Origin of the sequence: Streptomyces sp. NPDC002742, from assembly GCF_042888885.1 — a bacterium.
Taxonomy (GTDB): Bacteria; Actinomycetota; Actinomycetes; order Streptomycetales; family Streptomycetaceae; genus Streptomyces.
Map to the genome: position 1 here is coordinate 354,588 of NZ_JBIAQF010000005.1, position 24,996 is coordinate 379,583.

23 protein-coding genes and 2 pseudogenes are annotated in these 24,996 nt (G+C 69.2%); 9 read left to right on the plus strand and 16 right to left on the minus strand.

The genetic code is table 11. The annotated features are described in order from the left end of the window. Window positions 1–62 precede the first annotated feature (62 nt). The 5 genes from rlmB to ACFYW8_RS11065 form a co-directional block, all read right to left on the minus strand. Complete coding sequence (gene rlmB, locus ACFYW8_RS11045; protein ID WP_389070698.1) at window positions 63–1,007, minus strand: 23S rRNA (guanosine(2251)-2'-O)-methyltransferase RlmB; 945 nt, start codon at window positions 1,005–1,007, stop codon at window positions 63–65. A 120-nt stretch (window positions 1,008–1,127) separates the two neighbouring features. Next, entirely contained in the window at window positions 1,128–2,528 is a 1,401-nt protein-coding gene (cysS, locus tag ACFYW8_RS11050) for a cysteine--tRNA ligase (RefSeq protein ID WP_389070703.1), read from the minus strand. Window positions 2,529–2,684: 156 nt separating this feature from the next. Beyond that, complete coding sequence (ispF, locus tag ACFYW8_RS11055) at window positions 2,685–3,227, minus strand: 2-C-methyl-D-erythritol 2,4-cyclodiphosphate synthase (RefSeq protein WP_389070707.1); 543 nt, start codon at window positions 3,225–3,227, stop codon at window positions 2,685–2,687. Then, on the minus strand, window positions 3,217–3,969 hold the full coding sequence (ispD, locus tag ACFYW8_RS11060; RefSeq protein ID WP_365871374.1) for a 2-C-methyl-D-erythritol 4-phosphate cytidylyltransferase: 753 nt from the start codon (window positions 3,967–3,969) through the stop codon (window positions 3,217–3,219). The genes ispF and ispD overlap by 11 nt, the downstream gene beginning before the upstream one ends. 347 nt (window positions 3,970–4,316) lie before the next feature. Then, complete coding sequence (locus ACFYW8_RS11065; RefSeq protein WP_003953493.1) at window positions 4,317–4,799, minus strand: CarD family transcriptional regulator; 483 nt, start codon at window positions 4,797–4,799, stop codon at window positions 4,317–4,319. A gap of 728 nt (window positions 4,800–5,527) precedes the next feature. Between ACFYW8_RS11065 and ACFYW8_RS11070 the strand changes: the two genes are divergently transcribed. Beyond that, window positions 5,528–6,178, plus strand: a complete 651-nt coding sequence (locus tag ACFYW8_RS11070; RefSeq protein WP_389070712.1) for a DUF461 domain-containing protein — start codon at window positions 5,528–5,530, stop codon at window positions 6,176–6,178. A 150-nt stretch (window positions 6,179–6,328) separates the two neighbouring features. Here the strand turns inward: ACFYW8_RS11070 and ACFYW8_RS11075 are convergent, their stop codons facing one another. Beyond that, complete coding sequence (locus tag ACFYW8_RS11075) at window positions 6,329–7,009, minus strand: response regulator transcription factor (RefSeq protein ID WP_037622332.1); 681 nt, start codon at window positions 7,007–7,009, stop codon at window positions 6,329–6,331. Beyond that, on the minus strand, window positions 7,006–8,289 hold the full coding sequence (locus ACFYW8_RS11080; RefSeq protein ID WP_365871369.1) for an ATP-binding protein: 1,284 nt from the start codon (window positions 8,287–8,289) through the stop codon (window positions 7,006–7,008). The genes ACFYW8_RS11075 and ACFYW8_RS11080 overlap by 4 nt, the downstream gene beginning before the upstream one ends. Window positions 8,290–8,533: 244 nt before the next feature. Between ACFYW8_RS11080 and phoU the strand changes: the two genes are divergently transcribed. Both phoU and ACFYW8_RS11090 read left to right on the plus strand, forming a co-directional pair. Continuing rightward, on the plus strand, window positions 8,534–9,223 hold the full coding sequence (gene phoU, locus ACFYW8_RS11085) for a phosphate signaling complex protein PhoU (RefSeq protein WP_365871367.1): 690 nt from the start codon (window positions 8,534–8,536) through the stop codon (window positions 9,221–9,223). 619 nt (window positions 9,224–9,842) lie between these two features. Beyond that, window positions 9,843–9,995 carry a hypothetical protein gene (locus ACFYW8_RS11090; protein ID WP_167455652.1) on the plus strand — a complete coding sequence of 51 codons (153 nt, stop codon included), beginning with the start codon at window positions 9,843–9,845 and terminating at the stop codon, window positions 9,993–9,995. Window positions 9,996–10,119: 124 nt separating this feature from the next. Here the strand turns inward: ACFYW8_RS11090 and ACFYW8_RS11095 are convergent, their stop codons facing one another. The 5 genes from ACFYW8_RS11095 to ACFYW8_RS11115 all read right to left on the minus strand — a co-directional run bounded on the left by ACFYW8_RS11095 (window position 10,120) and on the right by ACFYW8_RS11115 (window position 13,043). Continuing rightward, window positions 10,120–10,509: a toxin-antitoxin system, toxin component, PIN family protein gene (locus tag ACFYW8_RS11095; protein WP_389070722.1), complete on the minus strand. Its 390-nt coding sequence runs from the start codon at window positions 10,507–10,509 to the stop codon at window positions 10,120–10,122. Further along, on the minus strand, window positions 10,499–11,155 hold the full coding sequence (locus ACFYW8_RS11100; RefSeq protein ID WP_389070727.1) for a DUF433 domain-containing protein: 657 nt from the start codon (window positions 11,153–11,155) through the stop codon (window positions 10,499–10,501). The genes ACFYW8_RS11095 and ACFYW8_RS11100 overlap by 11 nt, the downstream gene beginning before the upstream one ends. Before the next feature lie 105 nt (window positions 11,156–11,260). After that, complete coding sequence (locus ACFYW8_RS11105; RefSeq protein ID WP_389070731.1) at window positions 11,261–12,166, minus strand: hypothetical protein; 906 nt, start codon at window positions 12,164–12,166, stop codon at window positions 11,261–11,263. A 279-nt stretch (window positions 12,167–12,445) separates the two neighbouring features. After that, entirely contained in the window at window positions 12,446–12,586 is a 141-nt protein-coding gene (locus tag ACFYW8_RS11110) for a DUF397 domain-containing protein (protein ID WP_389070736.1), read from the minus strand. Beyond that, a complete protein-coding gene (locus ACFYW8_RS11115) occupies window positions 12,540–13,043 on the minus strand; it encodes a Scr1 family TA system antitoxin-like transcriptional regulator (RefSeq protein ID WP_389070741.1) in 504 nt (167 codons plus the stop codon). Before ACFYW8_RS11115 ends, ACFYW8_RS11110 begins: the two co-directional genes overlap by 47 nt. Here ACFYW8_RS11115 and ACFYW8_RS11120 point away from each other — a divergent pair, their 5' ends adjacent. The 3 genes and pseudogenes from ACFYW8_RS11120 to ACFYW8_RS11130 all read left to right on the plus strand — a co-directional run bounded on the left by ACFYW8_RS11120 (window position 13,044) and on the right by ACFYW8_RS11130 (window position 17,889). Next, window positions 13,044–16,787 carry an ATP-dependent DNA helicase gene (locus ACFYW8_RS11120; RefSeq protein ID WP_389070745.1) on the plus strand — a complete coding sequence of 1,248 codons (3,744 nt, stop codon included), beginning with the start codon at window positions 13,044–13,046 and terminating at the stop codon, window positions 16,785–16,787. A 325-nt stretch (window positions 16,788–17,112) separates the two neighbouring features. Then, a pseudogene (locus tag ACFYW8_RS11125) lies at window positions 17,113–17,334 on the plus strand (ribosomal protein L7/L12); the annotation flags it as partial. A 27-nt stretch (window positions 17,335–17,361) separates the two neighbouring features. Continuing rightward, window positions 17,362–17,889 (plus strand): HAD domain-containing protein, encoded by a 528-nt coding sequence (locus ACFYW8_RS11130; RefSeq protein WP_389071151.1) that lies wholly within the window; start codon window positions 17,362–17,364, stop codon window positions 17,887–17,889. 89 nt (window positions 17,890–17,978) lie between these two features. On the opposite strand, the gene ACFYW8_RS11135 is transcribed toward ACFYW8_RS11130, so the two are convergent. The 3 genes from ACFYW8_RS11135 to ACFYW8_RS11145 form a co-directional block, all read right to left on the minus strand. Then, window positions 17,979–18,503: a hypothetical protein gene (locus tag ACFYW8_RS11135; protein WP_389070750.1), complete on the minus strand. Its 525-nt coding sequence runs from the start codon at window positions 18,501–18,503 to the stop codon at window positions 17,979–17,981. Window positions 18,504–19,229: 726 nt separating this feature from the next. After that, the gene (locus ACFYW8_RS11140; protein ID WP_389070755.1) at window positions 19,230–19,613 is read right to left on the minus strand and encodes a hypothetical protein; all 384 of its coding nucleotides are present in this window, start codon (window positions 19,611–19,613) and stop codon (window positions 19,230–19,232) included. Window positions 19,614–19,758: 145 nt separating this feature from the next. Further along, a complete protein-coding gene (locus ACFYW8_RS11145; protein ID WP_389070758.1) occupies window positions 19,759–20,304 on the minus strand; it encodes a hypothetical protein in 546 nt (181 codons plus the stop codon). Window positions 20,305–20,949: 645 nt separating this feature from the next. Between ACFYW8_RS11145 and ACFYW8_RS11150 the strand changes: the two genes are divergently transcribed. Continuing rightward, window positions 20,950–21,303 (plus strand): hypothetical protein, encoded by a 354-nt coding sequence (locus ACFYW8_RS11150; RefSeq protein ID WP_389070764.1) that lies wholly within the window; start codon window positions 20,950–20,952, stop codon window positions 21,301–21,303. 658 nt (window positions 21,304–21,961) lie between these two features. On the opposite strand, the gene ACFYW8_RS11155 is transcribed toward ACFYW8_RS11150, so the two are convergent. Then, a complete protein-coding gene (locus ACFYW8_RS11155; RefSeq protein WP_389070769.1) occupies window positions 21,962–22,813 on the minus strand; it encodes a hypothetical protein in 852 nt (283 codons plus the stop codon). A gap of 234 nt (window positions 22,814–23,047) precedes the next feature. Here ACFYW8_RS11155 and ACFYW8_RS11160 point away from each other — a divergent pair. Further along, window positions 23,048–24,259, plus strand: a pseudogene (locus tag ACFYW8_RS11160) (tyrosine-type recombinase/integrase). 419 nt (window positions 24,260–24,678) lie between these two features. Continuing rightward, on the plus strand, window positions 24,679–24,858 hold the full coding sequence (locus ACFYW8_RS11165) for a hypothetical protein (RefSeq protein WP_389070773.1): 180 nt from the start codon (window positions 24,679–24,681) through the stop codon (window positions 24,856–24,858). Window positions 24,859–24,996: the final 138 nt, after the last annotated feature.

Consider the following 24,996-nt stretch of genomic DNA (forward strand, 5'->3'; position numbering starts at 1 on the left):
CCGCGTCAAGATCGTTCAGAACATCCCGATTGACCCACGAGGGTGACCGACCGGACGTCCGTTCAGGCGCGTCGGCGTGCCGCCTCGTACAGCACGACTCCCGCCGCCACACCGGCGTTCAGCGACTCCGCGCCGCCGGGCATCGGAATCCGCACCCGGAAGTCGCAGGTCTCGCCGACGAGTCGGGACAGACCCTTGCCCTCACTGCCGACGACGATGACGACGGGGCCGCCCAGCGCCTCCAGGTCACCGACCTCGACCTCGCCGTCCGCGGCGAGTCCGACCACCACGAGGCCGGCCTTCTTGTACGACTCGAGGGCGCGCGTCAGGTTGGCGGCGCGCGCGACGGGCGTACGGGCGGCGGCACCGGCCGACGTCTTCCAGGCACCGGCGGTCATGCCGGCCGCACGGCGCTCGGGCACGACCACGCCGTGGCCGCCGAAGGCGGAGGCGGAACGGACGACCGCACCGAGGTTACGGGGGTCGGTCACGCCGTCGAGGGCGACGATCAGCGGGTCCTGGCCCTCGTCGTACGCGGCGGCGGCGAGGTCCTCGGGGTGCGCGTACTCGTACGGCGGAACCTGGAGGACGAGACCCTGGTGGTTGAGCCCGTTGGTCATGCGGTCGAGCTCGGGGCGCGGGGCCTCCATCAGGTGGATGCCGCCGCGCTCACCGACGAGCTGGAGCGCCTCGCGGACCCGCTCGTCGTTGTCGATGAACTGCTGCACGAACAGCATCGTCGCCGGCACGCCCTCGCGCAGCGCCTCGACGACGGAGTTGCGCCCGACGACCATCTCCGACGTGCCCTTGCCACCGCGGCCTCCGCGGGGGGAGGGACGACGGACGATCTGCTTCGCCTTGGCGCCCGCGATGCGGTTCTTCTTGTGGCCCTTGCGCATCTCGGCGGGCGGGGTCGGGCCCTTGCCTTCCAGGCCCCGGCGTCGCTGGCCGCCACTGCCGACCTGCGCGCCCTTCTTGCCGGACATGCGGCGGTTGTTAGCAGCCATGACCTACCTGTCTGTGTGAGGCGTGCGTGCGTACGTATATGAAGTGTGCCGCCCGGAGGTCCGGGCGGCACAATCGATCAAGGCCGACAGGGGGTCGGCCGGGCCGCCGGAGCGGGTGCTCTAGCGCGGTCCGAGCGTCCAGCGCGGCCCCTGCGGGCCGTCCTCGATGACCAGGCCGGACTGGTTGAGCTGGTCGCGGATGGCGTCCGCGGTGGCCCAGTCCTTGCGGGTACGGGCGGCCTCGCGCTGGTCGAGAACCATCCGGACGAGGGTGTCGACGACGCCGTGGAGGTCGTCGCCGCGGTCGCTCTCGTCGGCCCACTGCGGGTCGAGCGGGTCGAGTCCGAGGACGCCGAGCATGGCCCGTACCTCGGCGAGGCGGGCGACGGCGGCTTCCTTGTCGTCGGCGGCCAGGGCGGAGTTCCCCTGGCGGACCGTCGTGTGCACGATGGCGAGCGCCTGCGGGACACCCAGGTCGTCGTCCATCGCCTCGGCGAAGGCCGGCGGCACCTCGGCGGACGGCTCGACGACGCCCCCCGCCTTCTCGACCACCCGCTGCACGAAGCCCTCGATGCGCGCGAACGCCGACTCGGCCTCGCGCAGGGCCTCTTCGCTGTACTCGATCATCGAGCGGTAGTGCGGGGTGCCGAGGTAGTAGCGCAGCACGATGGGACGCCACTCCTTGACCATCTTGGAGACGAGCACCGAGTTCCCGAGGGACTTCGACATCTTCTCGCCGGCCTTGGTGACCCAGGCGTTGTGCACCCAGTACTTCGCGAACTCGTCCCCGAAGCCCTTGGCCTGGGCGATCTCGTTCTCGTGGTGCGGGAAGATCAGGTCGAGCCCGCCGCCGTGGATGTCGAAGGCGCTGCCCAGGTACTTGTGGGCCATGGCCGAGCACTCCAGGTGCCAGCCCGGACGGCCCCGCCCCCACGGCGTCTCCCAGCTCGGCTCGCCCGGCTTCACGGACTTCCACATGGCGAAGTCACGCGGGTCGCGCTTGCCGGTCTCGCCCACCCCGGAGGGCTGCTGGAGGTTGTCGAGCTCCTGGTTGGAGAGCTGGAGATAGCCGTCGTACGACCGCACGTCGAAGTAGACGTTCCCGTCGGACGCGTACGCGTGCCCGCGCTCGATGAGCCCGCGCATCATCTCGATCATCTCGGGGATGTGGCCGGTGGCACGGGGTTCGTACGTGGGCGGCAGGCAGCCGAGCGCGTCGTAACCGTCGTTGAAGGCGCGCTCGTTCTCGTAGCCGATGGACCACCAGGGGCGGCCCTGGTCGGCCGACTTGGCGATGATCTTGTCGTCGATGTCCGTGACGTTCCTGATGAACGTCACGTCATAGCCGCGGTACTCGAACCAGCGGCGCATGATGTCGAAGTTGAGGCCCGAGCGGATGTGCCCGATGTGCGGTGCGGCCTGCACGGTCGCGCCACACAGGTAGATCGAGACGCAACCCGGCACTAGCGGGGTGAAATCACGGATCTGCCGGGCGCTGGTGTCGTACAGGCGAATGGTCACAACCCCAGGGTAGTGGGCCCCGGGTAGTGCCCCGCGACCCTTCCCCCGCAAGGCCACGTATTCGTGACATACGGGGGACCGCCCGCCCCGTTCGCCCGGCCCGAACCGTCCGGCGTACGGGGCGGGCCTTTCGGGCGAACGGAGTCCTCCCCCGTCTCAGCCCGCCCGGACGACCAGTGCCGTGGCGACCGCCATCAGTCCCTCGTCACGGCCCGGGAATCCGAGCCCGTCCGTCGTGGCGCCCGACACCGACACCGGTGCCCCCACCGCGTCCGACAGGATCTTCTGGGCCTCGTCCCGCCGCTTGCCGATCTTCGGGCGGGGTCCGACGACCTGGACCGCGACGTTGCCGACGACGAAGCCCGCCTCGCGGACGATCCGCGCCGCCTCCGTCAGCAGCACGACCCCCGACGCCCCGGACCATTCCGGGCGCCCGGTGCCGAAGTGGGCCCCGAGGTCACCGAGGCCCGCCGCCGAGAAGAGCGCGTTGCACGCGGCGTGCGCGACGACGTCCGCGTCGGAGTGCCCGGCGAGGCCGGGCCCCTCCCCCTCCCACTTCAGGCCGGCACACCACAGCTCCCGGCCTTCCTCGAAGGCGTGGATGTCGGTGCCGATCCCGACGAGCGGGAGTACGGGAACCGGACCGCTTCGGGCCATGGCGCCCTGCCCGGCCGTCCGTTCCGATGTCTCAGAACCCATCGTTCAGCCTCCGCCGCGCGAGGACCGCCTCCGCCAGCACCAGGTCCAGCGGGCGCGTCACCTTGAACGCCTCCTCGTGGCCGGGCACCACCACGACCCGCACGCCCAGCTGCTCGACCATGCTCGCGTCGTCGGTCACGTTGTCGGTGACGCTCTCGTGGGCCCGCAGAAGCGTCTCCCGGTCGAAGCCCTGGGGGGTCTGCACGGCACGCAGCCGCGCCCGCTCGGGAGTGGCCACGACCGGCTCGGGCTCCCCGGCGACGGCCGCGGGCTCGACCTCCTTGACGGTGTCGGCGAGCGGCAGCGCCGGTACGACGGCGGGAGCGCCGTCACGTACGGCCTCGATGACGGCGTCCACGGTGTCGACGGGGACGAGCGGCCGCGCCGCGTCGTGCACGAGGACGATGTCGATGCCGGGCGGCAGCGCGTCGAGCCCGTACTTCACGGACTCCTGGCGGCTGTCACCGCCCGGGACGACCAGGAAGTCGGTGCGGTCGGGCAGCGCGTGCGCGTCGAGCAGCGTCTTCACCTCGGCCGCGCCGTCCGGCGGAGCCACGACGACGACCAGGGACACGGCGCGGGACGCGGCCATCGCGCGGACGGCGTGGATGAGCATGGGCGTGCCGTTCAGCGCGCGGAGCGCTTTGGGGGCGCCCGGACCGAGGCGCACACCTCGTCCGGCGGCCGGAATCACGGCGGCGGTACGGGCTTCCGGCGGCGAAGGGAGCGAAACGTCAGACATCGGTTCCTGTCAGGTTTGTGTGCTCGACCGGGATGGGTATGGCCTGGGGGTACCCCCTGCTCGGAGAGCTGGGGGAGCGCCGGGCGCGACGCCTTGACCGGACCCTTCCGTGACATCCGGTCGAGTCGAGGGCCCGGGTCGGCACTCCAAGTATCGGATACGCCGGTATACCGCGGAAAAGCCGATGCCGGGTGAACGTCCGGTTTTACCGAATGGGCGCGGGTACGAACATGCCGCAGCGCCCGGCGACAGCAATTGCGTCATCGGGCACCGCGGCATTTCATTGCGCTGCTGCGCGGGCTTTGGCGTACGTCAAGACGACCGGCGTCTCGGCGACTGAGCCGGCGTCAGGACGCGAGAACCTCGTCGAGCAGGGCCTCGGCCTTGTCCTCGTTGGTGTTCTCCGCGAGGGCGAGCTCGCTCACCAGAATCTGGCGCGCCTTGGCGAGCATGCGCTTCTCACCTGCGGAGAGTCCGCGCTCGCGCTCACGACGCCACAGGTCACGCACGACTTCCGCGACCTTGATGACATCGCCGGAGGCGAGCTTCTCCAGATTTGCCTTGTAGCGACGCGACCAGTTCGTGGGCTCCTCGGCGTACGGCGCGCGCAGCACCTCGAAGACCCGGTCCAGTCCATCCTGACCGACCACATCACGTACGCCGACGAACTCCGCATTGTCCGCTGGCACACGTACCGTCAGGTCACCCTGGGCGACCTTCAGCACCAAGTAGGTCTTGTCCACGCCTTTGATCTGGCGAGTTTCGATGGCCTCGATCAGCGCGGCCCCGTGATGGGGATAGACCACGGTGTCGCCAACCTTGAACGTCATGTGACAGGTACCCCTTCCGTGGCTATCCAGAGTAACACGGAAACGGCGTCTTCTGAATGGCGTTTTCGCAGGTCAGGGCATATCTCGGGGCTTGACAACCGCAACAGGAACGTGCTGCGAGGGGCGAGCGGAAGAGGGTATTCGCAGGTCGGAGCCGCTGTCCATGCGGCGCGAAACGCGTACGTCACAGACACCCGGGGCTCGCCACCAGGGTCTGAACATCCCGTTTTGTCCGGCTCCAAGAGCGCGACTTCCGCTACTCCGTTCGATGGGCGAAGCCGGGTACGAGACGAATCCGGAATTGATCAAGACGTTCGATGATCACCTACTCATCGACCCCCGATGGCCCCTGTGATCCATTTTCCGGAGAGCCGGGCATTCATTCCACGAAATGCGCAAGCCTAAGTCGGCGGACCTTATGTGAATGACGGACGAGGGCGCGATCAAAGTAGCCGACACGCCGCAGGAGCGGAGCGTGAACAGCGGGGCGCACACCCGGCGCAACGGAGCCCGCGGGAGCATGCCCCTCGGGACCGCTCCACGGGGAGGGCGCCCCACCGGGAGCGCGCCCCCGTTTTCCCCTCGGGCGAGCAAAGTCGGCGGCTTGGGGAGGGTCGGGTGCGGTCGCGCGGGAACGGATCGGTAACCTAAGGCCGCTGACAGACCCTTAGGGCGGCTTTACACAGAGGTCGCCCTGCTTCGCCCACGTTCAAGGAGTTGCCGCCGCCGTGAGCAGCAGCCTTCGACGCGGCACTCTCGCCGCCGCCGTCATCGCGTTCTCGATCGCCTCACTCGCCGCGTGCGGTGCAGGCAGTGACGCCCAGACGTTGGAGGTCAAGCCGGACAACGCGGCCACCTCCGTGGGTGACATCAAGGTCCAGAACGCGCTCGTCATCACCCAGCCCGACGTGAAGGCCACCGGTCCGGCGGTGATCTCCGCGACGCTGTTCAACAACGGCACCACCGCGCAGACCCTGGACTCGATCAACGTCGAGGGCGAGGGCACCGCCAAGATCACGCCCGTCGGCGGCAAGGGCGCGCTGACCGTCCCGGCCGGCGGCTCGATCGTCCTCGGCGGCAAGGGCAACGCCTCCGCGGCGCTGTCCAGCCCCTCCCAGACCGTTCTGAACGGCAGCGTGCAGAAGGTCACCTTCGCGTTCAGCAAGACGGGTGACGTGAGCCTGAGCGCCTTCGTCGTGCCGGCCGAGAGCTACTTCTCCAAGTGGGGCCCGAGCGACATCCCGGCCGCGCCCACCGCTTCCGCCACTCCGGCCACCCCGGCCTCCTCGCCGTCCGGATCGGCCACGGGCTCCCCGTCCGCGTCCACGTCGTCGAGCGCGACGGCCAACGCCACCCCCTCGGCGTCCGCCTCGCAGTGAAGTGACCCCGCCGCACGACAGTGCGACGAGCCGTGCGACGAAGGGCGGGACCCCTGGCCAGGGGTCCCGCCCTTCGTCGTGGCTCTCAGCTCACGCTCCGCGCCGTACTCCGGGCACGCGCCCGGAGGTGGGGCCGGAGGTGGGGCCGGTCTACGGCTCGAACTTGTAGCCGAGACCGCGCACCGTCACCAGGTACCGGGGGGCGCCCGGGTCCGGCTCGATCTTCGCGCGCAGGCGCTTGACGTGGACGTCGAGGGTCTTGGTGTCACCGACGTAGTCGGCACCCCAGACCCGGTCGATGAGCTGCATGCGGGTCAGCACGCGGCCCGCGTTGCGCAGCAGCATCTCCAGGAGGTCGAACTCCTTCAGCGGGAGGTCGACCTTGCCCCCCGAGACGGTGACCACGTGACGGTCGACGTCCATCCGGACGGGACCGGCCTCAAGGGCGGCCGGGGCGACCTCCTCCGGCTCCCCGCGGCGGCGCAGGACGGCCCGGATACGGGCGACCAGCTCCCGGGAGGAGAAGGGCTTGGTGACATAGTCGTCGGCTCCTATTTCGAGCCCGACCACCTTGTCGATCTCGCTGTCCTTGGCGGTGACCATGATCACCGGGACGTTGGAGCGGCCACGCAGCTGGCGGCAGACCTCGGTACCGGGCAGGCCCGGCAGCATCAGGTCGAGGAGGACGAGGTCGGCGCCATTGCGCTCGAACTCGTCGAGTCCGTCGGGCCCGGTGGTCGCGATGGCGACTTCGAAGCCCTCCTTGCGGAGCATGTACGACAGGGCGTCGGAGAAGGACTCCTCGTCCTCGACGACGAGCACACGGGTCACGGAAGGACCTCCGGGGCAGGAAGCGGTTCATACGGGGATGTGACGGTGGTCGTCCCGTCGGGCTGCCCGTTCTCGTCCTCTTCGTCGAGTCCGGGCATGTGGTGGTGGTGATCGGTCACGCGCTCGCGGGCCGCGGTCGCCTCCGGCAGCCTCAGGGTGAACGTGGAGCCCTGACCCTCGGAGCTCCACACCGTGACCTCCCCGCCGTGCGAGGCGGCCACGTGCTTGACGATCGCCAGCCCGAGACCCGTACCGCCGGTGGCGCGGGAGCGGGCCGGATCGACACGGTAGAAGCGCTCGAAGATGCGCTCCTTGTCCTTGTCCGAGATGCCGATGCCCTGGTCGGTCACGGCGATCTCGATGTGTTCCCCACCGGGTGCCGTCACCCGGCGGGCGGATATCCCGACGCGGGTGCGGGCGGGCGAGTAGTTGACGGCGTTCTCGACGAGGTTGCCGAGGGCCGCGGCGAGCTGGCCCCGGTTCCCCCACAGGCTCAGGTCGGCGGTGCCGCCCGCGGCCATCGTGATCTGCTTCGTGCCGGCCTGGTGGCGGCAGCGGTCGATCGCCTCGGCGACCAGTTCGTCGACACGGACCGGCTCCGCGTCCTCCAGGGGGTCGTCGTTCTGCACCCTCGACAGGTCGATGAGCTCCTGGACGAGGTTGGTGAGCCTGGTGGCCTCTATCTGCATGCGTCCGGCGAAGCGCTCGACGGCCTCCGGGTCGTCCGAGGCGTCCATGACGGCCTCGGAGAGCAGGGAGAGCGCTCCGACGGGAGTCTTGAGCTCATGGCTCACGTTCGCGACGAAGTCCCGCCGTACGGCTTCGATGCGGCGCGCCTCCGTCAGGTCCTCCACGAGGAGGAGGACGAGTCGCGATCCCAGGGGGGCCACGCGCGCCGAAACGGCGAGGGCCTCACCCCTCCCCGTGCCCCTTCTCGGCAGGTCCAGCTCCACCTGACGTATCTCCCCGTCACGACGGGTGTCACGCGCCATGTGGAGCATCGGTTCGACGGCCAGCTTGCCGCCGCGCACCAGTCCGAGGGCGTAAGCCGCCGAGCTGGCCTTGACCACGGCGTCCGCTTCGTCGAGTACGACCGCGGAGGAGCTGAGCACCGACAGCACGGTGTCCACACCGGGCGGAAGGACCGCGTCCGTGTGCAGAGAGCTACGGGTCGGGCGTTTCTGGTCGCGCTCGCTCCAGCGGAACGCCAGCATGGCGATGACACCGGTGAGTACTCCGGCGATCGCTGCCGCTGCGGCGACCGCCGCGTTCACGTCCATGCACCCAGGTTAGGCATGCCGTCGCTCCTGGCCACAGCCATCCGAGTGCGAGCTCGAACACTCGTCGCCCAGAGTTCACCCAGGAGCCAGTACTGATTCACTTGGGGTGCCGGAAACGGACGCGTACGGGTCCGAACGTGGGAGCGTGGGGTTCTCGGGTCCCTCCGGTGGCCGAGTGGCGGCCGGAACGACACGGTCCCGGGCCCCGGACCCCCCAAAGCTGACGTACGAGAGGGACAACCACATGCGTGACGCGTATCACGAGGAACTTGACTCGATCGGCGACGGCCTGGTCGAGATGGCCCGGCTCGTCGGGTCGGCGATCGGGCGCGCCACGACGGCCATCCTCGATTCCGACCTGAAGCTGGCCGAGAGCGTGATCGCTGCCGACCAGCGGGTCGACGATCTCCAGCACGAGCTGGAGGCCCGCGCGATAGCCCTGCTGGCCCGCCAGCAGCCGGTGGCCACGGACCTCCGTATCGTCGTCACCTCCCTGCGGATGTCGGCCGACCTGGAGCGCTCCGGCGACCTGGCCCAGCACGTGGCCAAGCTGGCCCGGCTGCGCTTCCCCGACCGCGCCATCCCGCACGACCTGCACGCCACGATCCTGGAGATGGGCCAGCTCGCCCAGCGCCTGATGGCCAAGGCCGCCGAGGTCATCATCACCAAGGACGTCGACCTGGCGATGCAGCTGGAGCAGGACGACGACGAGATGGACCTGCTGCACCGCACGCTCTTCCAGCACCTGCTGGACGACAAGTGGCAGCACGGCATCGAGACCGCGGTCGACGTCACCCTCCTCGGCCGCTACTACGAGCGCTTCGCCGACCACGCCGTCTCGGTCGCCAAGCGCGTGGTCTACCTGGTCACCGGCGAGCACGCCGACGAACTCCAGCCGGACATCCAGCCGGCCACGGGGGTGGAGGGCGCATAGCCTCTCCGACCTGATGCCGTCGGTCGACGGGCCGGGACCACGAGCCCGGCTCTCGCCATACGAGCCGGGACCACGAGCCCGGCTCCTCACTCCTCCGGGCGCGCCGGGGTCTCCTGACGGACCCGGCGCGCCCGGACGGACCAAGGGGTTACGGCCGGCCCGCCTCTCCCCGGCGGCCACGGCCCTCCCCGGAGGCACGAAGCCCGCGGGCCCAGCGGTTCCCAGTCGGGGACGGCCGGGCCCGCCCGCTCTTCCCGGCGGGCGAACCACGAACCGAACTCTCGCCGACGGGCGGGGCAGAGGACAACGGGCAGAGGACAACGGGCAGCGGACAGCGGACAGCGGACAGCGGACAGCAGGCAGCAGGCAGCGGGCAGCGGGCAGCGGGCAGCGGGCCCAGTCGCTCACGGTCTGGGGATGGTCGGGGACCCGGCTCTCCGTCTCGCGGGAGCGGGAGGCGTGTCCTGATCCTGGCCCGCCCCGCGTGGGATTCGCGCCCTGGGAGCGTGAGACGCCTCAGTGCGCCGTTGATGCGCCCGCCCCACTGGGCATGTCATGGGCGACAGGGGCTGTACGGCGCGGTGTGCGCCGGACGCCTCCGTGTCTGAAGGAGGGACCCATGGCCGAATCCCCCAGCACGCCCGACCCGACCCAGGACCGCGACACCCAACAGCCCGCCGAGATCAAAAGTCTCCCTTTGTTCGGCGCCTGCGGCTGCGGCTCCGGCTGCGGCTGCGGCTGCCAGTCGGGCAATCCCTGCCAGTGCGGCTGATCGCTTACGTACGTCCAGAGGGGCCCCGTCGCAGGACGGGGCCCCTCGCCCTTGCCGAGGACCTTCACTTCCGCCGGGCCCTTCGCCCTCCGTCCATCACTTCGGCCGGCTCGCGGTCCGCCCGTCAGGACGGCCACGTGCGCTCGATGCGGTCGTGCCGCACCGCGTAGGCCGCCGGACCGCCTTTCTCGACGGCCCGGTGGATGACATCCCGGCAGACGACGAGCCGCTCGACCATCTCGCCGCTGCGCAGTTGCTGGTTGTCGAGGTAGAACAAGACCGCCTCGCGCTCCAGGACAGGCCGGATCTCCAGGTCCCGGGGCTTGATCCGACCGTCCTTCGAGAGCGGGACCCAGGACCGGTCGAGGCCGTGAGTGATCCACTCTTCGTCCGGGGTGCTCTGCCCGTCATCCGGGAAGACGTCTCCGATGCGGTGAACCGTCCACCCGCAGGCTCTCAGTCCCTCGGCGACACGGCGGCCGAGATTCCGGTCGAGGAAGAACTCAGGCGGCAAGGTGCACCACTGCTCGGCAGAGTGCGTCCACCTGCTCGGGTGTCATGTCGTAGTCGTACGCGATGTCCTGGACGGACTCCCCGGCCTCCCACAGATCGATGATGGCCTGGACCGAGACGCGGTTGGCGGCCACCACGGGGAGGCCGTGACCGAACCTCGGATCGATCACGACGGGGACGGAGTCCGGGTACTGCCTCAGCCGCAGGCTGGAGGGAAAGTCGTCGCCCGGTTCCCAGGTCAGGTAGCGGAGATAGTCGCAGACGACTTCCTGGATGGGGACCTGCCCGTCACGGGCTCTGCGGAGATCTCCCCAGCCGTGCTCGATGAAGATGTCCACGCCGTCCGTCGCGATCCGCTGGGAGACAAGACCGTACGGGGTGTCGAAGGCATCCCGTACGGCGGCGGCGGCCTCCCTGATCTCGCTCATGCGAAGCCCCAGGGAGCGCAGGGACCGAAGGACGTGAGCCTCGGCCACCGCGATGAAGGGAATCGAAGGCTGCCCCTTGCGTACCGGCTCCACCTGGTGGACGAGGGGAGTTCCGGCGGCCTTGCCCTTCAGCCACGAGGTGAGGGTCGACTGCGGAATCTCGAGATGGGAGGCGGTCTCCGTGGGCGTCAGAAGTCCGTCCGTGAACCTGTCGACCATGCCCCACCTCCTCTTGACGCCGGGTTTCGCATCGTTGACGCCGGGTTTCGCACCGTTCCACATCAAGGCTTCCACCTGCGGGTGGACCGACATCCGACCACCCCGTCAGCCCGCCGCGCGAAGAACGTTCGTGGAGCGACAGTCCCGGCAGTGTCCGGGCTCCGGTGCGCGAAAGGCACGCTCGCAGCCGTTGCAGGTCTGGAAGGGCAGAACGACCGGGCGTTCCACGAAGTGCCCCGGCGGGCGCGGTGGCGCGGGCAGCGGTGTCTCGCGCAGGCGGAAGGCGAGAATGCCCGCCGGACGAACGAGGAAACGGTCGGGAAGCCTCGCGGTGAGCAACTCGGTGATCTGGGTTGCTCCCACGCCCGCCGCGAGCCACTGCCCGACGGCCGGTGCGAGTCGTGCCGCCTCCTGCCCGGAGAGGATCAGTCGAGGATCGACCCGGCGCAGAGCGGCGAGTACGGCGACGGCCTGCGGGTCGGCGTCGGCGAGCGGGATCGGGGCCGGCGTCTCCGCCTCGGCCCGCGGCGGGGACGCGTGCACCGGTTCCCGCACGGTCCCGGTCACGTTCGCGGGCGCGGCCATGGCCGTTGCTACGGCGGGCTGTTCACGGGGGCGGCGCGGCTTCGGTCGCTCGGGGGGCTCGTCGGGCGACGGATCACCGCCGGGCAGATCGTAGAAAAACGTCCGCGTCCGGATCTGCCCGGTGGACAGTCGTTCGCGGCGGCGCTCCAGGTACCCGGCGTCTTCGAGTTCTCTGAGGGCCCGCGAGATCAGGATCTCGCCCTCCGTGAAGTGCCCGCACAGGGCGGCGATGCTCACGGGGGAGCCGTCGGGCAGTGAGGAGATGTACGCAGCGACGCCGACCGTGATCGCGCTGCCGCGTCGCTGGGCGAGGGCGTTGGAGAGCACGGTGAAGTCGGCCGTGAGGCGGGTTCGTACGTGGATCACGCCGGAGGTCGGAGCTCCGGCGTCGGCGCGCAGGCGCGCGTTAGACTGCGGGTCAGCCATCGGGAAGGTTCTGCTTCCTGGTTGGTCAGGCCCTCGTTCGGGATTGCAGTCCCGGCCGGGGGCCGTACTTTTTTCGGTTGTCGCGGCGAACGTAACGGTCCGCATCCCACCCCTGCAAGCCGGTCACCCGGACGAGTGACGCGGGCTTCCCGGCGGGGAGGGTGGGTGGGCGGGTAGTTCTTTCCCCCGGTTCTTTCAGGAGGTCAGCGGCCCGCCGGACCCTCGCGGACAAGGGCCCGGTGAACCCGGAAGACGGACGGCGGCCAGGGCCCGGCCGCCTCAGGGACGGTGGCGCCCGTCCTTCAACTCGCCTATGAAGGCGGCCCAGGAGGCGGCTTCGAAGCACAACGCCGGACCGTACGGGACCTTGCTGTCACGGACCGGGACGACGGCCCCTCGGAACCGGTCGGCCACCTCCACGCAGTCGCCCCCCGCCTGATTGCTGTAGCTGCTCTTGCGCCAGGCGACGCCGTTCAGATCGGGACGGGACATTCGCTCCACGGTAGTTGCCCTCCATCGTGGACCGGATCATGTCGAGCGACATGAGCGGGGGCAGGGCCGCCGCCCGCAGCCGATCGTAGGCCAGCGCGAAACTCCTGACCTCGTCTGAATCCTCGACGAGTTGGCCGTAGTGCGCGCCTTCCGTGTAAGCGGTCTCCGACACGGAGGGACCACCGAGCCGCACCCGGAACACCGTGTGTTCCTCATCGGGTCCGCCAGAGGACCGGATGTGCTCGGAGCTGACCGAAGTCGCCGCGATTATGGGGCTGTTGTCCGATTGACCGTGGTCTGACCGTCGAACTCTGCTACCTCTGGGACAGGGGAGGCGGGCCTTGGCCCGCGGCAGCGCGAGGGGCGTTGCCAGGAGGGGACACACGTGAGCACGACACCACGGGACGCGGTCATCGCCATCGAGCAGAAGGCCGTCGACCGCGCCTACGACTGCTACGAGGCCCGGCTCGCGGAGATGACGTCGCCGTCGGCGGCCACGGCTTCCGCGAGCGGCAAGGACGGCATAGCGGTCCGCAAGAAGGCCGAGAGCACGGCGGAGGAGTACGGCGGTCTCGGGGGCGAGGCCCTGGTCATCAGCCGCGTCGACATCCAGGAACCGGTCGACGCCGAGCCGGAGACGTTCTACGTCGGGCGACGCCATGTCTTCGACACCGAGACCCGCGATCAGGTGGTGGTCTCCTGGACGAACCCGATCGCCGTGAGCTGGCACAACGCCCGCCCGGAGACGCCGGGTGAAGTGCTGCTGCGGCGCCGGTTACGCTGCGCCGAGCGTACGGTCGAGGACTTCCTGGACGAGATCGCCCCAGTCGCGGGACCGCACACCGGCTCGCCGGGAGCCGGGCAGGAGACCGCCTCGCCACCGGCTTTCGAGGAGGAGCCCGCCCCGCTCGAAGCCTCTGAAGCGCCCGAGGCTCTTGAAGCCCTCGATGCGGAGGAAACCCCGGAGAAACCGGAAAGCACCACCGCCCCGCCCACCGGAGACGACATCGGACGGCCGCGTACCGTCCCGTCGCCACGGCCTGCCGTCGGCCGACGGCGTCAAAGACCGCAACCGGTCGACGAGTTCCTCCTGCGGGAGTTGCGCAGGTCCCGCAGCGGCCGGATGCGCGACATCGTGGAGACGATCAGACGCGACCAGATGGCGCTGGTCACCGGTTCACCCGCGGACATCCTCGTCATCCAGGGCGGACCCGGCACCGGAAAGTCAGCGGTCGGTCTGCATCGAGTGACCTGGCTCGTCAACAACGACCACTTCCGCGCACAGGACATCCTGGTCGTCGGGCCGCATCAGAACTTCCTGGAATACGTGGGGCGCGTACTGCCGACCCTCGGCACCCGCAACGTCACCGCCGTACAACTGGCCCGCCTCTGGGAAGGGCGGATCCAGGGCGCGGACTCCACCGCGGCACGGCTGGTGAAGTCCGACGAGCGGATGGCGGCCGTACTGCGCAGGCGTGTGGAGGGCGAGTGCCGGCCCGAAGCCGTCGACACCGTCGTCTCCGCCCCCTCCCACGCCCAGGACGAACCGGCCTTCGTGGTCGTCGTGGGCGGCACTTCCCTGCGTCTGCCGCGCTCGGAGGTGCTCGGTCTTCTCCAGGACGCCCGGGAGGGACCCGAAGGCTACCGGGCGCGCAGGGACCGGTTCCGAACGCTGCTGGTGGACCGACTGCTGGGGGAACTCGTCCGGGTCGCCCCGAGCCGCAGCAGGGACGCGACCGTACGCCGCGATCTGGAGCGCAATCGGCAGGTCACGACCCTCGTCGACCGGGTCTGGCCCGCACTGAGCCCCGAGGAAGCACTGCGCGGTCTGCTCAACTCGCCCACCAGACTGGGTGAGTGTGCCTCCGGGATCCTCGACGACGGCGAACAGGCTTCTGTCCAGAGGCCGAAGGCCCAGAGCGCCGCCGAAGAGCCCTGGACCATCGACGACTTGGTGTGTCTTGAGGAGTTGCGTTTCCTCATCGCAGGCGAGAGCCCGCAGAGGTACCGGCACATCGTGGTCGACGAGGCGCAGGACCTCACCCCGATGCAGGCGAGGTCCCTGCGGAGACGGTGTCCGACCGGCTCGATGACCGTGCTCGGAGACCTGGCCCAGGCCACCGGACCGCATTCCTACACCGCCTGGGACCGGTTGGGCGGCATCCTGTCCGCCCAGGGCGACTGGCGGGTGGCCGAGCTGAACACCAGCTACCGCGTGCCCGCGGAGATCATGGAGTTCGTGGCGCCTCTGGCGCGGGCCGTCGCACCCTCCCTGCCCTACCCGACGGCCGTGCGACGGGCCGGCGACGATGCGGTGCGGCTCGTATCCACAACTCCCTGGGAACTGCTGGACGACGCGGCGAACCGTACGGCACGACTCGTGGGAACCGATGACGGGCGGTCCCCGAGGTCGATCGCGGTCGTCGTTCCCGACGACTCGGACTGGCTGGAGGAGGTCCGCCGACGCGTCGACCTCGCGGACGGCGTGACCGAGGAGATGCTCCGGACCGTGTCCGTACTCCCCGCCGCCCAGGCCAAGGGCATGGAGTTCGACCATGTGCTGGTCCTGGAGCCGGCGACCATCGCCGACCGGGGCCCCGCAGGACTGCGTCAGCTGTACGTCGCCCTGACCCGCAGCACCCAGACACTGACGGTCCTCCACACGACACCGCTGCCGGTCGAACTCGGCACCACGGTCGACGACGCGGACGGTGAGGTCACCTCGGCTCTCTCGCACCTGATGCCCACGACAGCACCGTCGGAAAGAACGCCCGGCGCCGACGGCTCCGATCCCGACGGCTCCGGTCCCGACGGCTCCGGTCCCGATGATGCCCCGGCCGATGAACTGCCGGTCGGCGCGTCCGTCGAGGTGCGGGTGCTCGGCCCCGGCCCCGGATCGCACTGGAAGGTGAAGGTCCTCGCGCCTGCCACGGAGCGAACAGTCCTCCTCGTCCCCCGCCACGGCGAACCCACCCCGACCACGGGCTCCCTGCTGGACGGCTGGGTGACCCGGAACGAAGGCCGCCTGAGCCTGGTCTCGGCCGGCGACTTCGGCCGCAGACCCGTCTCAGCCCGGATGGCGCCCCGTTACGAGGCCGCGCTCGGCGTCCTGCGGGACATAGCCGACGGCGACGGCGCGACTGCGCCGGAGACGACGGCTCTCCTCTCCGAACTGAGGGGCATGGCCAGCCGGTGTCTGCGCCGCGACCGGGTCGACTGGCTGAGCGTATGGCGCCTGTTGGGTTCCGCCGACCGCGACCGCCTGAACGATCTGGCGGACCTCGCCCAGCGCACACGCCAAGCGGTCGCCTCGGACGCTCCCGGCCTGCGAGCCGCCCTGACGGACGATCCGGCGTTCCGTCACTGGACCGACGCTCTCGACCGGGCTCAGGACGAACTCCGCCGTCGAATCGCCCCCGAACCGAATCCGGGACTGGAGCCGGAGCGGGGGCCAGACCGGCGGCCAGACCGGGGGCCAGAGCTGCGGCCCGTACCGGAGTTCCGCCCCGAGCCCGACACCGCGTCCGAGCCCGCCACGGCACCCGAACCCGAAGCGGCCACCGCCTACGAAGCCGCAACCGCACCACCCGAGGCGATCACGGCTTCGCCGACCGAACCGCGCACGTCACACGAACAGAAGGACGACGACCCTATGAACACCGCCCCTCTCCTGGAATCCGACCACGCCCCGTCCGAGGGACGGGCGGCGTGGAGCGAGGCACTCGCGCACCGACTGGACGCCGAGGCGCAGACCGACAGGGACTGCAACACGCACGAGGCCGTCCGTTTCGAGCTGAGGGCCGCACTGCTGCGAGCGGGACTACGCCCTTCGGACTCACGCGCCTGCGACGCGATCCTGGAGGGCCCGGACGGCATCGTCCGCTACGAGGTGCTCGGCGCCGGCCGTTGCGACTACACGCACCTGCGTGCGGGAGCCGTCCGCCTCATGGAACTCGACCGGGTGGAAACCCTCTCCGCGGACACCCGGTACCTGGTCCTGTCCGAGCCGCCCACGGAGGACTGGGCTCTCGACGCGGTTCGAGAGGCCTTCGGTGTGCACGTCGTATGGCGGACCGCGGCCGGCTGGCACGGCCCGGACGCGCGTACCGCCCTGCACCTGACCGACTGACTCATCGCCCTCGGCCGACCCGGTCGCCGATCGGGCAGGACACCTTCCTGCCCGATCGGGGACGACACGTCACGCGTCCCCGTCGTTTCCGCAGCCGCCCTCCCACCGGGCGGGCGACGGGCGTACGCCCGGGTCAGCCGAGTGGGCAAACGCCCAAGTCAGACCACCACCACACTTCACCACTTCACCACTTCACCACCTAGCGTCCGACCACGAGCACACCCACGGACGGAGCCACCGGCCACCGACTGCCCGGCACCCGAATCGAGGCGACACGACGAATGCCGGGCTCGTATTCTTCGCACCGGAGAGGGTGGGAAGAGCGATGACGGAGTACTTCTTACTGGTCTGCGACGACGTACCCCATGACGTGCTGCTCACCGGCCCCGGCCCCGGCGGACTGGACACCGCTCACGTCGTACGCCGCCTGACCGGACTGAGCCTGTGGCGCAGCAAGGTTCTCGCGGACCGGGCTCCGGTCGTGATCCTTCAGGGCCTGCCCCAGCGGGACGCCGAGGCGGCGGTCGCGGCTCTCCACGCCGCGGGAGCGCGGGCGGAGACGCGAGAACACAAGGTGGAGCGCCCGATCCTCTTCCTCGACGTCGACGGCCCCCTCGTCCCGTTCGGCCCGTCGTCCGCCCGCCACCGGAGCTCCGACTCCGACTCCAAGGTGCTCCCTGATCAGGGAAATCCACTGCTCGGGCGGCTCGACGCGACCATGGGCCCGCGTCTGATGGCGCTGGGGTGCGACCTGGTGTGGGCCACGACGTGGACGGACGAGGCGAACGAATCCGTCGGCCCACGGATCGGACTGCCCTGGCTGCCGGTGGTCGAGTGGCCCGAGGTCTCCCCCGACGAGGGTCCGCGCGGCCTCCACTGGAAGACCCGCACCCTCGTGGAGTGGGCCGACGGCCGCCCGTTCATCTGGGTGGACGACGAAATCGGCCCCGTGGATCGGCTCTGGGTGGCCGCGCAGCACGAGGCCCACTTCCTGCTTCACCGAGTCAGCCCGTCAGTGGGCCTGACCGACCACGACTTCTCCGCACTGGCCGACTGGCTCCGCACCACGCTCCCCGGCCCCGCCTCCGGAACGGGCGGCTAGGACCCCCTTCCCCCTCACCGGTGGCCGGCGTCCGCCGACCACCCCCCACTCCTCCGGACCGCCATTCAGCTCACGGAGCGGCTTTGCCGTCAGCGGGCGCTCGTGGTGGCGACGTCGACGATGTGGTCGTACCGCTCCAACAGCACGAAGAGCTTGGTCTTCTGCGCCGTCGCCCCGCTGCCGAAGGTCAGGGTGACGATGACCTCATGGCCGTTGCCCACGGCGCCGTTGTCGGTCACCGTCCACCGCGCCGGGACGTTCTGGGCACGCAGGACGCCGTCCGCCCCGTTCTTCTTCTCCCAGGCCGCCAGCCGCTTGGCGAAGCCGGGTGTCAGGTAGTGCGCACGGAGCGCCGCGGCCAGTGTGCCGTCCGGATCGGCGTAGTCGCCCTTCGCGTCGACGTACGCGCCGTAGAAGTCGGCGACCCGGGTCACCGCTTGGCCGTTCGTGCCGCTGACCGACTTCGCCGCGGTGATGGACGCCTTCGCGGGAGTGTGGACGGACGCCTGTGCCGACACCTGCGTCGACACACCGAGTCCGACAGCCAGGACGAGGCCGGCGACGACGGCCGCGCGGCGGCCCGGGCGACGGTGCGTGGGGAACTTCCTGTTCATGTGCGTCTTCCTTCTCTGGTCCGTGTGTGGTTGCTCTCGGCCGGTTCCGGCTTCTGTGCCGAACGCGCCTGCCGACTTGTCAGCCGACTTGTCGCCACCTGGTCCGCGTCCGATTCGAGGACAGGCCGACCCGACTGCCCGATCGGGCAGGAGGGCCAGGTGTCTTCGCCCCGGGCGGTGATTCCGCCTCGGCCGGTGCGACACCCAGAGCTTCGAGGACGCCGGTGATCCACGACAACGGCTGCCGCCACACCTGCAACGGTGGAACCGTCCCACCCCTGTTGACCTGCGAAAACAGGGAGTGCCTGGGATGGTCACCAGGGATGCGGAGACGACTCGTGGCGGTCGGCCGGCCAACGGATCCGCCGACCACCCGAGGCGGCGGACCCCCGGATGCGGCCGACACCGCACAGGCCGCGGTCTCATCCGGCGCGGCTCGCAGCCGTTCGTATCGTGCCTCGGGCAGCCGTCGGCGGGGCGTCGCCGATTCGCCGCCGACGCCGACGCCACTGCCGCTTCCACTGCCACCGCCGAACGTCAGGACCGTCTCGTCGCCACACCCCAAAGGCGGACCACATACGTGAGCACTCGGCGAACGCGGGGAGGTACCGGGCAACCAGAGGTAGGGGTCAGCGGTCGATCGTGGTGCCGGATCCACAACTGACCCACGGAGATACCGCAACGCTCTCTCGACTCGCCGGTCACCAGTGCTCCCTGGCCGGCCGACTATGTGGTGGCAGCGCGAAAGAGGCGCAGGAGGGCCTGGGCCGACGGGGCGTCCACGTCGAAGAACTGCGTGGTCAGCGCGGCCGGCACTGCCGTTCCGTGCATGCGGACCTCGTGGCAACTGAAACAGAACGCCGCCTCGAACAGTGCCAGGTCGAGAGAGTCCTCGTACGCTCGGACACTCCAGCCCGGTGAGAAGCCGCAGCGCTGCTGTTCGCTGCCGGACAGGTTCTCGATCAAAGTCAGGGCTCCGACGGCCTCGCTCCCGGTCCAGTGGGCGACCGCCCTGCCGGGATAGGGGGCACCCTTCTTGGTCGGCAGGGCGGAGATCCTCACGACCTCGATCAGCGCGGTGGACGCAACGGCTTCGGCAGGGAGCTGCATGTGCACAGTCTGCTCTTCTCGCCAACGGCCGCCTGAGGCATGCCGAGACCTGGGCAGAGCACAGCCCAGGCTGGACGTTCCCCGTGGTTCCCCACTGCGACCCGCTGGAACCGGCGCGCAGTGGGCACAGGTCCCCCGATGCGGCTCAGGTGTCCGCGCCGTCGGTGGCCGGCAGCAGTGCGGCCAGTTCGGCGTCGTCCGGGCGGTGAGCCGCCTCGGCCGCTTTACGCAGAGTGGCGCGGTCGACCTTGTCGATGTCGGCGATCAGACGAACCACCACGCCATCCTTCGGCACCGCGTACTCGTGGCTCTCACCTGCCTTTCGGTACCAGGCGTCGCCGTCGCGCTCACAGGTGACCCGCTTGTCCGACACCTCGCCCAGCGGCTGCTTGGAGCAGTTCTCCGCTGTCATCGTGCCGCGACCGACGAAGAGGCCGAACTTGGTGGCACCCTTCTCGGCCCGATACGCGGCGGCGAACTCGTCGTGGTATTCGCCGACCGACTGCTGGAACACGGTGTAGCCGGAGACCTTGGTGACATAGACGAGTTCCGGCTCGACGTCCCAGACGCGCGCGGCGGCGTCCAGGTCAGCGTTGTCGGCGGCTGTCCCGCCGTTCGTGTTCGCGTCGCATCCTGTGAGGAGAACTGGCAGCAGGAGAAGAGGGAGCAACGCGCGCGCGGGTCGGATCATGCGCACACTCTTTCGCATGGACATGCCACAGGCATACCGATTTCCGGATTCCCCACCCACCGCGGGTGAACGACTCCGTGAACGACTCCTAGAACTCAAGTGAATCGGTCAGGGGCCGTTTCCAGGTGTGCTGTCCGTCAATCACCGTGGTTCCCCGTCAGGTACGGCCGATCGGGCACGGCAGAGGCAGGGGCAGGGGCAGGGGCGGAGGCATCATTGGGTCCGTAGCTGCTGCGCGTCTACAGCGAAGCGGTCGGCTTGCCACTCCGACGAGCCGACCCGCGACAGACCCTCCAGAGGCTGACCAGGACCAGGAGCGCTCCGCCGATCGGCCATCCGACGGATCCGCCGTCTCGGTAGTCATTGATACCCGTCGCAAGCAGGAGGGCGGACGGGATCAGCCCTGCCCAGTCGAGAGCCCTGCTCACTCTTGCGACTCCCGAAGATTCGATCACAGCCTGATCATGGTCTCGCCCACCCGCATCGTCTACAGACCCGCCATCAGGCCACCGATGCCACCCTGCCGTACATCCGTTCGCCCCCTCCGGCGGTCTCCTGGGGCGTAGCGCTGATCTGAACGACAGATGTCCATGGGCTGATGCGGGACGAATGGGCTGACGTATGCGCGGAGTTCGATGACTGGCTGTGCTGGCCACCGTGACGGCCGTGTCGGTGGGCACGGCCGTGCTGGGCACGGGCGCTCCCGCTGGTGCCGTGCCGAGTTCCAAGGCACCGGCGACCGGCAAGTCGGCCGACTTCAACGGGGACGGCTACGGTGACCTGGCCGTCTCGGCGAACGGCTACGTCGCGGTGATGTACGGGACGAAGACAGGTCTCAGCGCCTCCCGGCACCAGACGCTGGCCGGTAACCCCGGCACCGACGACGGAGGCGCGGGCACGGTTCTGGCACGACTGGGCGGGTGGCTCTGGCCGACGCCAAGACGTTGTCAGTGGTGGATGTTAGCTTCTGGCGATGGGCCGGTTCGATGTCCCCGTTGACGGGCACGGCGGCCAAGGGGGGCGGGAATTGAAAGGTCCCCGGGTTCGCCTCGGGACTCCAGTCGCGCCGGCGCACTGCCCCCCTCCCACCGCTCCTTGGTGACGAGACTTCTTCGTCCCGAAGCAACTTGGGTGGGAGCTGGGCCTTGAGCCGGTGGGCCTTGGACCTGCTCTGAGGTCCGCAGACGTTCGTGGGCGTCCGCCGTTGTGCGTCTGCGTTGTCACGCAGTTAGACACTCACCCGCTCAACGGTTCTTCGCCGACAGGTGCGTTGTCAGTGCTTGCGCCTATGGTCTCAAGCGCGCGGTCGGCTTCCGGGGGTTCCAGCTCTGAAGGGATGGCTTCATCCCCGGCCTGTCTGGGGGCGGCCCGGAGACTCGTCCGGGACCTAACCGACGGCCGGGCTTCGTCGATGGCCACGAGATGACCTGCCAGCGTCGGCCGCGCACCCCCTATCGCGGGGGCGGACGCACGCTTTCCAACTGTGCTGGTGGGACGGCGGGGTGTGTGCGGGAGCGTTCACCTGGGTTCATGGCCGATCGGCCGTCTACGCCAGGAGGGTTGTGGGTCTCGCCTGAACGGTCGTGAACGGGGCTGAAAGAGACGGAAACCGAGACGGGCCAGCGTCTCAGGGGGCTTTCCTCGGTCCACGCGCCGCTCAGCCTTCCTGCGCGTCGGTGGCCGCGAGTGGGGTGGTGTCCTTCGTCGGTGGCGCTTCGATGGCCACGGGCTGATTGATGTCGAGGAAGGTGATGGTCAGGTCGAGCGGCCCGTCTCCGGTGCCGACCAGGTCGTCATTGTGCTCGGCCCGCATACGGAACTGTTTGGTGCGGTGGTCGCCGTCTATCCACAGGTCCATGGTGAGCGGGTCGGAGACTTCCAGCTGTATGAACTGATCGAGGCGCCCTCCGGTCAAGCCCTTTCTGTTAACCGTCCCTTTGTAGTGCGTGGTCTTTGCACCGTCGACTGGCTCGGTCCCGATCAGCCGCAGGTCCTTGGACCCGGTCAGAAGCGTGGACTGCGCGGTTGGGCTCACCTGCAGCTGACTGGGCAGTACGCCGTAGGACTGGTTGTCCACTCCGCCGCGTCCCCACACGGCCGGCTCAGCGCTGAGCCAGCTCTTGCCGTTCAGCTTCTCGGGACGTATCGCACTCCCGCCGACGTACATCACCTTGTCGACGAACCGGATCTCCAATCGGGCGTTCCCGCCCCGGACGGCCGCAGCGGTCATCTTCATACTCATGGCCAGCGGTTGCGTGTTCATGGAGGCCTCGGCCTCCAGACGGCCTTTCCCCGGTACGGTCCCGCTGATCCGATAGCGGAGCGACGTGATGTCTTCGGCGTTTTTCCCCGCGTTCGCCACAGCCGCCGCGGGAGTCACCTTGGGTGGTGCTGCGACCGCGGAATCGCTCTTGGCGCCCCCTCCGCAGGCAACCGATCCCCCCGCGAGCAGTACGGCCGCGAACGCCACGCTCGTCACTCTGCGCGGTACGGAGACAAGAACGGGCATACCCACGAACCCCCAAGGTAGATGGCAGATCTCTGCCAAGGGCCGCGAGCCTAACTCGGCGTCTGTCCTGGGGTCTGCTGGGGTCCTGTGAGGGGTGTGCGGCATACACGTCAGACGTGCTCGCACCACGTTCGGCGGTCGTACGCGTGGCCGGACTCACGGCTTGGGAAGCTGATGTGATCTGGAGGCATATTCCGAGGCTCACCTGCTGCTGAGCAGTATCGGCGCCCGGGTCTGGACGGCAAGGTCCGCAAGGTCCGCAAGGTCCGCAAGGTCAAGAGCGATCGCTACGGCTCCGGGCTTCGCTACCGGGCGCGCTACATCGGCCCGGACGGCACGGAGAAGGCCAAGAGCTTCCCCGACCGGCAGAAGCGGCTTGCCGATCAGTGGCTCGCCCACATCGAGGCGGACATGGCGCGCGGGCAGTACATCGACCCTCGCGCGGCCCGGATCACCTTCCAGCAGTACGCCGAACGCTGGGTGGAGACCCAGGGCGCTGACCCGAACACGCAGGCCTCGATGGAGTCGCAGCTTCGACTCCACGCCTTCCCGTACCTGGGTACGCGCCCCCTCGGGTCGTTCCAACCCGCCCACATCCGCGACTGGGTGCGGCAGCTTCAGAAGAACGGCGTCCGGGGCTCGTACGCCCGGACGATCTACTCCAACGTGCGCGCTGCGTTGAGCGCTGCCGTGGATGACGGGCATCTTCCCCGCAATCCGTGTGCGGCTCGCTCGGTCCGGCCGCCGGTTGTCGACACCAAGCGCGTCAAGCCGTGGACACCGGAACGGGTCTTCGCTGTTCGCGCCGCCATGCCTGAGCGCTTCCGAGCGATGGTCGGTCTGGGCGGTGGCTGCGGGCTCCGCCAAGGCGAAATCCTCGGCGTCGCCGTCGACGCGATCGACTTGGAGTCGGACACGCTTCACGTGGTCCAGCAGCTCAAGCTGAGCCGCAGCAAGGCCGTGTTCGCCCCGCCGAAGGGCGGCAAGCTCCGGGACGTGCCGCTCCCCGGGCCGGTCGCCGAGGCTCTTCGGGCGTACATGAAGGAGTTCCCGCCGGTCGAGATCATGTTGCCGTGGAAGGTCGCGGACGGTCCTCCAGTGGCCAAGCGGCTGATCTTCACCGGACCGCGCGGGGGTCATGTCTGGCACACGTCGCTCAACGAGGAGGCCTGAAAGCGGCCGCTGGCCGGCGCCGGAGTGATCCCGGCCCCCGAACGTGGACAGCCGCACGCCGAGTCCCGCGAGAACGGCATGCACGCGCTCCGCCACTTCTACGCGTCGGTGCTCCTGGATGCCGGAGAGAACATCAAGGCCCTCGCCGAGTACCTGGGCCACTCAGACCCGGGTCTGACACTCCGCGTGTACGCGCACCTCATGCCGTCCAGCCGAGAGCGCACCCGAAAGGCAATCGAGCACGCATACGAAGCCTGGAGGCCACCGAACTGAGCAGCCTCATGGAGAGCAAGGTCTAGAAATGAGCACGCCGCTTACTTCCTGCCTAGAAAGCAAGCTTCCTGCCTAGGCAGGAAGCTTGCTGATGCCTTAAAAACAAGCATGTGAAGGCTTGCATCTCGGAAGCACAGAACCGTCCCGACCAGGGGCAACCTGCTTGCTAGGGAGCAATTTTCATCGTTCAGCCGATGGAACGACTCATTCATCTCATGGAATGCCTCACCCGTGATACAGGCAATCTTCCACTTTTCTACTGTGAGAGTAGAAGCCCACTTCTAGCTGCACGTTTGTCTGCGAAGCCGCGCTATGCGAAAGTCTCATCACACGCGAATGCCGCCCGTGCAGGGGCGGCATTCGTTTCCATTTCCGCGCTCGGAAGCCCTAGCAAGGAACCGACCACAGATGGAGGCCACATGGTCCCACGCACAGGTGTCACCGTCGACATCTGTCCTCGTGACGCGCCGATCGCTCTCATCGGCACAGCCGGCGGTGCGCTCGCCCTCTGGGCCAACGCCCCGACCGAGATCGCCTTCCCCGTGGCGCTGCTGATCGTCTTCGACATCCGCATCCGCCGCTGGCGTCGTCGCACCTGACGGCCCAGAGACTGCCCAGCCCCACCAAAAAGCCCCCGCCCCGCCAAGAAACGGCAGGTCGGGGGCTCGCTGGTGTCGCGTTACTTCTTCTTGCCCTGGGTTTCGACCGCCCGGTTTTTGGGGCTGGTCAACGAGGTA